At 69.9% G+C, this 11,353-nt stretch carries 11 protein-coding genes and 1 pseudogene; 3 read left to right on the forward strand and 9 right to left on the reverse strand.

All coding sequences use genetic code 11. The features are described from left to right. From RIF93_RS14140 to RIF93_RS14155, 4 genes are all read right to left on the reverse strand, one after another. On the reverse strand, nt 1-387 hold a 387-nt coding region (locus RIF93_RS14140; protein WP_309092093.1), incomplete at its 3' end, for an SDR family NAD(P)-dependent oxidoreductase. Nucleotides 388-389: 2 nt separating this feature from the next. Beyond that, entirely contained in the window at nt 390-1,190 is an 801-nt protein-coding gene (yaaA, locus tag RIF93_RS14145) for a peroxide stress protein YaaA (RefSeq protein WP_309092094.1), read from the reverse strand. 43 nt (nt 1,191-1,233) lie between these two features. After that, on the reverse strand, nt 1,234-2,655 hold the full coding sequence (locus RIF93_RS14150) for an FAD-binding oxidoreductase (protein ID WP_309092095.1): 1,422 nt from the start codon (nt 2,653-2,655) through the stop codon (nt 1,234-1,236). A gap of 12 nt (nt 2,656-2,667) precedes the next feature. Beyond that, on the reverse strand, nt 2,668-3,588 hold the full coding sequence (locus RIF93_RS14155; protein ID WP_309092096.1) for an L-threonylcarbamoyladenylate synthase: 921 nt from the start codon (nt 3,586-3,588) through the stop codon (nt 2,668-2,670). Nucleotides 3,589-3,659: 71 nt separating this feature from the next. Here RIF93_RS14155 and RIF93_RS14160 point away from each other — a divergent pair, with 71 nt between their 5' ends. Next, nucleotides 3,660-5,408: an acyl-CoA dehydrogenase gene (locus tag RIF93_RS14160; protein WP_309092097.1), complete on the forward strand. Its 1,749-nt coding sequence runs from the start codon at nt 3,660-3,662 to the stop codon at nt 5,406-5,408. Nucleotides 5,409-5,420: 12 nt separating this feature from the next. Here the strand turns inward: RIF93_RS14160 and RIF93_RS14165 are convergent, their stop codons facing one another. Both RIF93_RS14165 and RIF93_RS14170 read right to left on the reverse strand, forming a co-directional pair. Continuing rightward, a complete protein-coding gene (locus RIF93_RS14165) occupies nt 5,421-6,467 on the reverse strand; it encodes an esterase-like activity of phytase family protein (RefSeq protein WP_309092098.1) in 1,047 nt (348 codons plus the stop codon). A 61-nt stretch (nt 6,468-6,528) separates the two neighbouring features. Further along, nucleotides 6,529-7,710 carry an amidohydrolase family protein gene (locus tag RIF93_RS14170; protein ID WP_309092099.1) on the reverse strand — a complete coding sequence of 394 codons (1,182 nt, stop codon included), beginning with the start codon at nt 7,708-7,710 and terminating at the stop codon, nt 6,529-6,531. Between the two features lie 89 nt (nt 7,711-7,799). Between RIF93_RS14170 and RIF93_RS14175 the strand changes: the two genes are divergently transcribed. After that, nucleotides 7,800-8,369 (forward strand): DNA-3-methyladenine glycosylase, encoded by a 570-nt coding sequence (locus RIF93_RS14175; protein WP_309092100.1) that lies wholly within the window; start codon nt 7,800-7,802, stop codon nt 8,367-8,369. Here RIF93_RS14175 and RIF93_RS14180 read toward each other — a convergent pair. Beyond that, nucleotides 8,329-8,811 carry a peroxiredoxin gene (locus tag RIF93_RS14180; protein WP_309092101.1) on the reverse strand — a complete coding sequence of 161 codons (483 nt, stop codon included), beginning with the start codon at nt 8,809-8,811 and terminating at the stop codon, nt 8,329-8,331. The genes RIF93_RS14175 and RIF93_RS14180 overlap by 41 nt on opposite strands. Nucleotides 8,812-8,895: 84 nt before the next feature. On the opposite strand from RIF93_RS14180, the gene RIF93_RS14185 reads away from it, so the two are divergent. Then, nucleotides 8,896-9,459 (forward strand): YqgE/AlgH family protein, encoded by a 564-nt coding sequence (locus RIF93_RS14185; protein WP_309092102.1) that lies wholly within the window; start codon nt 8,896-8,898, stop codon nt 9,457-9,459. Here the strand turns inward: RIF93_RS14185 and RIF93_RS14190 are convergent. Continuing rightward, nucleotides 9,456-11,114, reverse strand: coding sequence for a bifunctional diguanylate cyclase/phosphodiesterase (locus RIF93_RS14190; protein WP_309092103.1), 1,659 nt, complete (start codon nt 11,112-11,114; stop codon nt 9,456-9,458). The two genes, RIF93_RS14185 and RIF93_RS14190, sit on opposite strands and share 4 nt — an antisense overlap. Nucleotides 11,115-11,148: 34 nt before the next feature. Continuing rightward, nucleotides 11,149-11,353: pseudogene (locus RIF93_RS14195) on the reverse strand (30S ribosomal protein S5 alanine N-acetyltransferase); the annotation flags it as partial.

Raw genomic sequence — 11,353 nt, forward strand, 5'->3', positions numbered from 1 at the left:
CGCCTTGGTCGCGTGGAAGGTCGAGGACAGGATTACCGAGATCAGGGCGTCCCACTTCTCGTCCGGGAACTCGTCCACGGGGGCGACGTGCTGAATGCCGGCGTTGTTCACCAGGATGTCCAGGCGGCCGAACTCCTTGTGCGCGAAGGCGATGAGATCACGGACCTCCTCGGCCTTGCTGAGGTCCGCGCCGTGGTAGAGCACGCGAGCGTTGGTGCGCTGCTGGATCGCCTGCCGGTCGGCCTCGATCTTGGCCGGATCGCCGAAGCCGTTCAGGACGACATTGACGCCCTGCTCGGCCAGCGCGGCGGCCAGGGCCTGGCCGATGCCGCTGGTGGAGCCCGTGACGACGGCCACATGGCCTTCCAGGTGATAGTCGACGGCCATGGTCAGGCTTCCTTGCTGCGATTTTGGACGGCCGGCGGAGGCTGCGGCCGGGCGAAGGTGAATTCCTCGTCGCTCGATAGCTCGGGGACGAAACGATAGCCGGCGCTGTCGAACCCCTTCAGGTCCTCCGCGCGGTCGATGCGGTTGTCGATGGCGTAGCGGGCCAGGAGGCCCCGGGCGCGCTTGGCGTAGAACGAGATGATCCGCGCCTCGCCATCCTTCTCCTCAAGGAAGCGGCAGGACACCACCGGCAGCTTCAGCGCAGCGCGGTCGACGGCGCCGAAGTATTCGCCGCTGGCGCAGTTCACCAGGGTCTTGTCCTTGTGGCGCCGCGCCGCCTCGTTCAGCGCCTCGCTGACCCGGCCGCCCCAGAAGTCGTACAGGTTCTGTCCGCGCCTGGTCTTCAGCCGCGTCCCCATCTCGAGGCGGTAGGGCTGGATCGCGTCCAGCGGACGCAGCACCCCATAGAGGCCCGACAGGATCCGTACGTGGTCCTGCGCCCAGGCCAGGCTCTTCTTGTCGAGCTCGCGCGCCTGCAGGCCGGCGTAGACGTCGCCGTTGAAGGCGAACACCGCCTGCAGCCCTTCCTCGGACGCCGGGTCGAAAGCCTGGAAGCGTTCGCGGTTCAGCTTGGCCAGGCTGTCGGACAGCGACATCAGCCGCTTCAGGTCGGCGGCGGTCAGCTTGCGGGTCACCTTGGCGAGCTCGGCGGTCTCGGCCGTCAGTTCTGGCGTCGTCAACGGCGCGGAGACGGGCGGCGCGGTGAAGTCGAGCGCCTTGGCCGGTGAGAGGACGATGAGCATGCGCCGCCCTCTTAAGCGGGACCGTCGCGCGCGCCAAGAGAGCCTAGAACAGCACCCGCGGATTGAGGATGCGGTGGGGGTCCAGCGCCTGCCGGATGGCCTTCAGCGCCTGAAGTTCGACCGGGCTCTTGTAGCGCGCGGCGTCCGCCGTCTTCATCACGCCCAGGCCGTGCTCGGCGCTGATCGAACCGCCCAGGCCCGCGGCGATATCGTGGACGATGCGCGAGCCCTCATCACGGCGGGCGAGATGCCGGGCGTTCAGCTCGTCCGCAGGGCCCTCGGCCGGCCGCAGCACGTCGTAGTGGACGTTGCCGTCGCCCACGTGGCCAAAGGCGACGATCCGGCAGCCGGGAACGAACGCCTGCATGGCCGCGTCGGCCCGTTCGATGAAGACGGGCACCAGGCTCACCGGGACAGCCACGTCGTGTTTCCAGATCGCGCCCTCCGGCTTCTGGGCCGCCGACTGGTTCTCGCGGATCGCCCATAGGGTCTTCGCCTGGCCCTCGGTCTGGGCGACGACGGCGTCGCTCACGAGCCCAGCCTCGAGCCCCTCTTCGAGGAAGCGCTCCATGGCGCGGTCCGCCGATCCCGCCTCGGCCGTGGCGAACTCCGCCAGGACGTACCAGGGATGCGGCGCAGGCAGCGGGTCGCGCGTGCCGGGGATGTTGCGGGCTGCGAGCTCGATGTTCAGCCGGGCCATCAGTTCGAAGGCCTCGACGGCGCCGCCAGAAACGTCCTTCGCGCGCGCCAGCAGTTCGATGGCGGCCTTGGGCGACGGCACGCCCAAAAAGGCGACCGCGCGGCTCGCCAGCACCGGATGCAGCTTCAGGCCCGCGGCGGTGACCACGCCCAGGGTCCCTTCGGCCCCGATCAGGAGCTGCTTCAGGTCGTAGCCGGTGTTGTCCTTGCGCAGGTGCTTGAGCCCGTTCCAAACCTCGCCGTTGGGCATCACAGCTTCCAGGCCCAGCACCAGATTGCGGGTCATGCCGTAACGCAGCACCTGGGTGCCGCCCGCGTTCGTCGAGACGAAGCCGCCTACCGTAGCGGACCCTTCGGACGCGAGCCCCAGCGGGAACCGCCGCCTGACCTCCGCGGCCGCCGCATGGATCTCAGACAGCGTCACGCCGGCCTCGGCGGTGATCACGTCGTCCAGCACCGAGACCTCTCGGATGGCCCGCAGCCGCTCGGTCGAGAGCAGCACCTCCCCCTGCGGGATCTGGCCGGCGACCAAGCCGGTGTTGCCGCCCTGCAGGGTGATGGGCTGGCGCGCCTCGGCGCAGATGCCGACCACGGCGGCGACCTCCGCCGTGCTCTTCGGCAGCGCCAGGAACGGCGTCCGACCCGTCCAGCGGTCGCGCCACTCGACCAGCTTCGGAGCAATGCGGGCAGGATCCTCACTCCAGCCGCCCTCGCCCAGCACGGCCTTGAGGCGGGACAGGACATCGGCGGCGACGGGTGCGTTCATGGGACCACTATATCAGCCGACGAAGCCCGCCGCGCGCTTGAGGCGGTCGTTGATCGCCTCGCCTAGGCCATCGGTCGGGATCGGGGCCACCGCGATGCCGCGCGCGCCCGAGCGGTCGGCGGCGCGCAGGTGGGCGAAGAGGTTGGCCGCGGCCTCGGGCAGGTTCCGCGTCTCGCTGAGCTGGAACAGGCGATCGTGACGGGCGGGGCCGAATGCGAGGTAGGCTTCTCCCGGCTCCGGGCTCTCGACGTTCAGGCGCACGGGAAGCTCAGGCGCGTAGTGACGCGCCATGCGGCCAGGGGAGCGCTTGGCGTCCGCCTCGGCCTCGGCGAGCGGGCCGATCACCGCCTCGATCTGCGACCGGGTGATCGCCCCCGGCCGCAGCAGGCGCGGCTTGTCCAGCAGCGCGAGCACCGTGGACTCCAGGCCGACCTCGCAGGGACCGCCGTCCAGTGCGGCCGCGGCCGAAGGACCGGTCTCCTCCATGGCCGCCGCGAACGTGGTGGGACTGGGCCGGCCGGAGCGGTTCGCCGACGGCGCCACCACGGGCCCGCCGAATTCCTCCAGCAGCGCGCGCGACAGCGGATGGGCGGGGGCGCGCACCGCGACGGTGTCGAGGCCTGCGACCACCCAATGGGAGACCGCGTTCGGGTTCGCCAGGGGAAGGACGAGCGTCAAAGGGCCGGGCCAGAAGCGCTGCGCCAGCACCTTGGCCCGGACGTCGACCTGCGCCACCTGTCGCGCCGCCTCGATGCCGGTCACATGGACGATGAGGGGATTGAAGCTGGGACGTCCCTTGGCTTCGAAGACGGCCATCACGGCCTGCGTGTTCCTGGCGTCCGCGGCCAGGCCATAGACGGTCTCGGTGGGCATGATGACCAGCCCGCCTCGCTTAAGCGCGGCCGCGGCGGAGATGGGGTCGGTCGCCTCCATGCGCGGCGGTTACACGGCCGCGTGCCCTGCGGCAACTTCCGCAAGCCGGACGGGGCGTCTAGAACCCCGCCATGACCTTCCGAGCCCCCGTCCGCGACCTCGCCTTCGCCCTCAAGACCGTCGGCCATCCCGAACTGGTTCAGCGCGCCTTTCCCGAGCTGGACGCCGAGACGGTCCAGGCCATCCTGGAGGCCGCCGGCGCATTCGCCGACAACGAACTCGCGCCGCTGAACCGCGTGGGCGACCTTCAGGGGGCCAAGTACGCCAACGGCGCGGTCACCGCCGCTCCGGGCTTCGCGGCCGCCTACAAGGCTTTCGCCGAGCAGGGCTGGAACTCGCTCACCGCCCAGCCCGAGCTGGGCGGCCAGGGCCTGCCCAAGGCCATGGAGCTCGCCGTCTTCGAGATGGTGCACGCGGCCAACATGGCCTTCGGCCTTTGCCCGATGCTGACCCAGGCCGCCATCGAAGCCCTGACCCTGCACGGGACCGAGCGGCAGAAGCGGCTCGTGCTGCCCAAGCTGGTGTCGGGCGAGTGGACGGGCGCAATGGTGCTGACCGAGCCCCAGGCCGGATCAGACCTGGGCGCCCTTACGGCCCGCGCCGAACCCGACGGCGAGGGCGGCTACCGGCTCTACGGCCAGAAGATCTTCATCACCTGGGGGGACCACGACGCGACGGACAACATCGTCCACCTGGTGCTGGCCCGCACGCCCGACGCTCCGCCCGGCGTGAAAGGCATCAGCCTCTTCCTGACCTCCAAGTTCGAGGTGAAGGACGACGGCTCTCTGGGCGGTCGCAACGACTTCCGGCCGGGCTCGATCGAGCACAAGCTGGGCATCCACGGGTCGCCCACCTGCGTGATGCTGTACGAGGGCGCCAAGGCCGAACTCGTCGGCGAGCTGGGCCAGGGCCTCGCGCACATGTTCGTCATGATGAACGCGGCGCGCCTGCAGGTCGGCGTGCAGGGGGTGGCGATCGCCGAGCGGGCGTTCCAGCAGGCGCTGGAATTCAGCCTCGAGCGCAAGCAGGGCCGCGCCGTCTGGTCGCCCGACTATCCGGCGGCGATCTGGGGCCATCCGGACGTGCGCCGCACCCTGTTGCTGATGAAGGCCAAGATCGAGGCCGCGCGCGGCATCTGCCTGGCGACCGGCGTCCTGGCCGACCTCGCTCGCCTTGCCGAGAGCGACGAGGAGCGCGCGGCCGCCAAGGCGCGCCAGGAACTGCTGACCCCCATCGCCAAGGCCTGGTCCACCGACGTCGGCGTCGAGGTCGCCTCGGCCGGCGTGCAGGTGCACGGCGGCATGGGCTTCATCGAGGAAACCGGCGCGGCCCAACACTATCGCGACGCCCGGATCGCTCCGATCTACGAAGGGACCAACGGCATCCAGGCCGCGGACCTCGTGGGCCGCAAAGTCCGTTCCAACGGCGGCGAGACTCTGCGCGGGCTGTGCGCCGAGATGGCCCTGACCGCGGGCGTCCTTACGGACAATCCTGATCTCGCGTCCGTGGGCCGCAGGCTGGCCGCCGGCGTGGGCGCCCTGGAACAGGCGACCGACTGGCTGCTCGCCGCCGACAACGGCGCGGCCCTCGCGGCGTCGGTCCCCTACCTGAAGCTCGCCGGCGATGTCATCGGCGGCTGGATTCTCGGCCGCCAGGCCCTGGCCGCAGGCGGGTCCGACGACCCCTGGCTGAGGAGCAAGGGCGCGCTCGCCCGCCTCTACGCGGAGCAGGTGCTGAGCCTTGCCCCTGGGCTCGCTGAGAGTCTCGCGGTGGACTGGAGCGAGCTGGAGCACATGACCGCGGAGGCGCTGGCCGGCTGATCGCCTCCGCGCTCAGAGCGCGGCGAGGTCTTCGCTGAAGGTGAGGCGGTAGAGGGCCGTCTTGGCGCCCTCCACCCCGTAGTCGTTGTCAGTGGCTAGCAGCAGCTCGCGCGGAGAAAGCACCGCCAAGCCTTCGAGATCCTGCGCCACGCCCGGCGAGTGGTCGGTCGAGAACACCAGCCGCTTGGCCAGGCTTCCCGGCCGGTCCAGCCTCACCGCGCAAATGCGGGCGCTGCGCGTCACGCGCTCTAGGACCAGCAGGCAGTCGTCGGCGATGCATGCGAGGTCACACACCTTCAGGCCTTCTTGGTCGGCCTCACCGGCCGCGGCGTCCGCCGTGAAGCTTTCCGGCGGATCGAATGGATAGAGATGTTCGGCTAGGCGGCGGCCAGTCTCCGCGTCCAAGGTCCAGATGAGGGTGGCCGCGGGATCGGAGCCTTCGGGCGCGCTCTGGAAGGCGACGTACAACCGCCGCTCGTCCGGCGAGAGCGCAAGGCCCTCGAACCCGCGGTTCAGTCGGCGGCGCGAGGCTTCGGGAGGGAGCACGGGCTCGGCCCCAGCAAACTTCAGTCCAGCCGGCACCAGTCGACGCCGGACCACTCCGGAGGCGTCCACCTTGAGGAGCGAGGGACCGTACTCCTCGCCCGCCCAGAAGCCGCCATCGGAAAGAGCCGCCAGCCCTTCGGTGTCGACCCCACGCACGTCGGGCGCGAGCGGGCGTCCCGAGAGATCGAAGGTGGGCTCCATCGCGGCCTCGGCGCTGCCTGGCAGGGCGCGGCCCGACATTGGGCCGTCGGCCGTCCGCAGCGGCAGCACCCGCAACAGCTCGACCCGCTCGTCGTGGACCTGCAGTTCCGCCAGGGCGGGCTGGAAGTCTGGCATGGGCAGGATCTTCGCGCCCGGCAGCCCGGCAAGCGGCGCGAGGCCTTCCAGGCCATATCGGTCGATCGCCACCGGAACCTTGAGATTCGGGCCGCGATCGCCAAGCCCCCACACGCGACCTGCGGGGTCCCCGGGGCGGCGGGCGAGGCCCGACCCTAAGCCCAGCGTCAGGCGCATGGGGCCGTGCGGCGTTGGCGTCTCGCCAACCGGCGGATCAGTCCAGGCGAGCGGCGTAACCCTAGGCGGCGGCAAGCTTGGGCAGGTCGTGGAGCGCCGGATCGAGCCCGCGGCCCATCAGGTCGATGAAGTTGTCGCGGTAGAACCGCCGCTTCGCCTGGTCGCTGACGCCCGCCAGGCTGTCACTGAAGCGCTTGAGCGGATTGCGGCCGCCTTCCACATGCGGGAAGTCGGACGAGAATAGCACCGTCTCCTCGCCAGCGTTGTCGATGATCCAGCGGACGTCCTCGTGCGGATAGGGTGTGACCCGCAGTTGGCGGCGTAGGATCTCGCTAGGCTTCGCCGACAGGGTCTGCAGGCGCTCCTCCTTGCCGAAGGCCGCGCATCCGGAGTCCAGGAACCGCATCAGGCTGGGCAGCCAGGAGGCCCCCAGCTCGATGGCGCCGAACTTCAGCCGCGGATAGCGGTCGAACACCCCGTCGATAACGAGGGCGGACAGCGTCTGCCAGACGCTGAGCGGAATGGCCATGAACGTCAGCGACGTGAAGTTCTCGTCGCCGCCGTGGAAGTCCTTCACCTTGGGCAGGCCGTTCTCCAGATAGTCGGCGGCCATCTTCTCCTCGCCGCCCACGTGGAAGAGGATCGGAAGGCCGGCATCCTCCGCCAGCGCCCACAGCCGATCGAGTTCCACATGGCTGGGCGAGAAGCCCGGAGGATGGCGCGAAGGGATGACCAGGCCCTTGGCGCCCAGCGCGATCGCCTCGCGGGCGATCTGCGGCGCGCGGGCCCGATCGACCAGGGGAACGTAGCCGGTGGCCAGCAGCCGGCGGTCGACGGAGCAGAACTCGGCCATCATTCGGTTGTGGGCGCGCGCCGCCTCGAGGGCGAGCTCCACCTCGCCCATCTGCTCCAGACCCCAGTTCGACAGGCAGGCGGTCGTGAACACCAGCTGCGAGGCGAAGCCTAGGTAGTCGAGCGTCGCCGGCCGGTCTTCCGCGCGGAAGGCGCCGAGCGCCTCATAGTTCTTGCGCAATAGGATGTTGGCCTCGGCGCCGGCTCGGAACTCGGGGTCCTCGTGCTGCTCCGCCGCCCTGGCGAACCACTCCGGCAGGACGTCCCTCTTGCCCGTCTTCTCGACGAAGGCGTGGCGGAACTTCGGGTCGAGGTAGCGGTGGATCGTACCGGGCAGCTCCATGATGTGGCTGTCGGCGTCATGGACGGTCTGGCCCTCGACGTACGGCATGGCGCATCCTCCGGCTTATGAGTTCTTTCGTTGCCGGAAATTCCGAACCTTCGAACGCGGATCGTCAAGCGTTCTGGCTGCGCGATCCCGTGGATGTGGCGCGCGACCTGATCGGCTGGGAGCTGTACGTCGACGGCATCGGCGGGCGCATCGTCGAGACCGAGGCCTACCATCAGGAGGATCCCGCCTCGCACAGCTTTTCGGGTCCGACGCCCCGCAACCAGGTGATGTTCGGGCCCCCGGCGCACGTCTACGTCTACCGCAGCTACGGCATCCACTGGTGCATGAACCTGGTGTGTGGCGCCGACGGCGACGGGGCGGCGGTTCTGATCCGGGCGCTGGAGCCTTTGGCCGGCCTCGAAATCATGGCCGAGCGGCGCGGGCTGATCGATCGCCACGCTCTGTGTTCAGGCCCCGGCAAGCTGTGCCAGGCGCTGGCGGTGACCCGAGCGCACGACGGCCTGAGCGCCGAGGCGCCGCCGTTTGAGCTGCGGCCCGGCCGGGCCGCAGGGCTCGTCGTCGGGCCACGCATCGGCATCACCAAGGCCGCGGAGAAGCCCTGGCGGTTCGGCGAGGCCGGCTCCCGTTTCGTGAGCCGGCCTTTCCCGAAGGTTGGGCTTAAAGCTGCGCCAGCAGGTAGTCGGCGGAGGAGACCTTGAATTCGCCGGCCTGCTCGACGTTGAGCTGCTTCACGACGCCGTCCTCGACAATCATCGAATAGCGCTGCGAACGTGGGCCCATGCCGAACTTCGAGCCGTCCAGCTCAAGGCCGATCGCCTTGGTGAAGTCGCCGTTGCCGTCGGCCAGCATGGTGATGTCCTCGCCCACCGCCTGATCCTCGGCCCAGGCGCGCATGACGAAGGCGTCGTTCACCGACAGGCAGGCGATCTCGTCGACACCCTTGCCCTTCAGGGCCCCGGCTTCCTGCTTGAACCCCGGCAGGTGCTTGGCCGAACAAGTGGGCGTGAACGCGCCCGGCACGGCGAACAGGGCGACCGTCTTGCCCTTGAAGAACTCCTCGCTCGAGACCGGACGCGGCCCCTCCGCGGTGGCCTGGGTGAGCGTGACATTGGGCAGCTTGTCGCCGACTTTGATGGTCATGGGCCGATCTCCTTCAGGCTTTCGGCCATGCTGATAACCGATGGTCCTTGAAAGCGCCACGAAGAGGCTAGACATTCGGTCTCGATGGAAAGCGGCTTCCTGTCCGGCCAGCTCCTGATCTCCATGCCCGGGATCTCGGATCCCCGGTTCGAACGCACGCTCATCCTGGTGTGCGCGCACGACAACCAGCACGCCATGGGCCTGGCCTTGAACCATCCGGTCGAAGGCCTGACGGTTCCCGATCTGCTGGAACGGCTGGAGATCAAGTCGACGATCCGCATGCCGCCCGACCTGGTGCTGGTCGGCGGCCCGGTGGAACGCGAGCGCGGCTTCGTCCTGCACACCGACGATTATCGCGGCGAGTTCAGCCTCGAGGTGGGCGGCGGCGTCGCCCTGACCGCCACGCGCGAGGTGCTCGAGACGATGGCCACGGACCCTGAGCACCCGCGCCGCTCGCTGTTGGCGCTGGGCTATGCGGGCTGGGGCGCCGGCCAGCTGGAGCGGGAGATCCGCGAGAACGTCTGGCTGACCTGCGAGCCCGACGAGGCCCTGATCTTCGACGCCGACTACGGGACGAAATGGGCGCGGGCGCTGGCCAAGCTGGGCATCGACCCGAAGTTCCTCAGCGCCGAAGCTGGACGCGCTTAACCCCGCGCCTTCAGGGGGGCGGCGCCGTCGACATAGCTTTCGTTGAGGTAGACCTCGGCCTCCTGGGCGGACAGCGCCGGCGCATAGCCGAAGCCCTGTCCATAGTCGCAGCCCAAGGCCAGCAGCTGACGGGCCATGCCGGCGTTCTCGACGCCCTCGGCCACCACCTCCATGTCGAGATCCTGGCCCAGCTTCACCACCGAGGAGACGATCTTGGTGGAGCCTTCGTTCGTCGCCATCGTGCGCACGAAGTATCGGTCGATCTTGAGGGTGTCGAACGGCAACCGCGTCAGGTAACTCAGCGACGAGAAGCCGGTGCCAAAGTCGTCCAGGGCCAGGGCCGCGCCGGCAAGGCGCAGGTCGCGCAGGGTGACGGCGGCGCCGTCGGGATCACGCATCACGTCGCTTTCGGTGACTTCCAGCTTCAGGGCGCCCGGCGGCAGTCCCGTCTCCCGCCGGATGGCGGCCACGTCGGCGACGAGGTCTGGGCGGTCGATCTCGCCCGTCGAGAGGTTCACGGCGACGGAAAGCTCGCCGGCGGCTCGGTGCCGCTGGCGCCAGACGGCGAGCTGGCGGGCGGCTTCGCGCATCATCATGGCGCCGATGTCGCTCATCAGGCCCATCTCGTCGCAGAGCGGCAGGAACTGCTCGGGCATCAACAGGCCGCGGCGCGGGTGGCGCCAGCGCACCAGAGCCTCGAAGCCGGAAAGGCCGCCCGTCGAGAGCCGGACGATGGGCTGGTAGAACGGCACGAGTTCGCCGCGGCTCAGCGCGCCCTTGAGGTCGCCTTCCAGCGCCAGACGCGAGAGGCCGTCGGTCTCCAGGCTGCGGCCGTAGGCGGCGGCCCCGCCGCGGCCGTGGCTGCGGGCGGCTTCGACGGCCAGTTCGGCGCGGCGCAGCAGTTCGGCGGCTTCGGGCGCCTCGTCGCCGCCTTGGGCCTCGACGGCGCCGATCGACAACGTCGGGTGGATGTCGAAGCCGGCCACCCGGAGCGGCTGCTCCAGCGCGCGGCGGAGCGCTTCGGCGCCAGGAGAATCGGTGGCGGGGCAGAGCGCCGCGAATTCGTCCTCGCCGATGCGGGCGAGCAGCGCGCCCGGCGGGAAGGCGGCAGCCAGGCGCGAACCCAAGGCGGCCAGCACCAGGTCGGCGCGCTCGTGGCCCAAGGCTTCGTTCAGGCGGCGCAGGCGGTCGAGGTCGGCGACGACCAACTCGTGCATGCCCGGCGTCTGCAGGCGCTCGCGCGCGCGGGCGATGAAGCTGCGGCGGTCCAGTAAGCCGGTGAGGGTGTCCTGGTCCGAGGCGGCGAACTTGATTTCGGGCGCGATCACGCCGGCGGCGCGGCAGCCGTCCTCGAGCCAGACGCCACGCCAGATGCAGACGCCCGCGCCGCGCATCCGCAGCCGCACCGAGACCTCGCCGCCCGGCGGCTGGATACGGAGGATGTCCTCGGCCAGCGCCCGATCCTGCGGCAGCGCCAAGGCCCGCAGCGCCGCGGACGAGCAGTCGGGCGACAGGGGCCCCAGCCCCAACGCCCGGGTCGCGCCGGTCAGGCGCAGGCGATCCTTCTCGGGCTCCCAGACCCAAAGCGCGACGTCGGCCGCGCCCAGCGCTTCCAGCGTGGCCGTGGCGTCCCACATCCAGCGGTCGTTCGACATGAAATCTTTGGCCGCGCTCGATCCGGCGCCGGCTTCAGACCGACACCCCCTCGTCCGGACCGTCGTGACCGCCATAAGGGGTGATCCGGCCGAACAGGACATGATCTCGCCAGGCGCCGTTAATTTTAAGATAAGCCTTGGCGAACCCTTCCTCCACGAACCCCGCCTTGCCCAGCAGATCGCGGGAGGCCTTGTTCTCCGGGATGCAGGCGGCCTCCAGCCTGTGCAGGCCCAGCGTC

The organism is Phenylobacterium sp., from assembly GCF_031181185.1.
Classification (GTDB): Bacteria; Pseudomonadota; Alphaproteobacteria; order Caulobacterales; family Caulobacteraceae; genus Phenylobacterium.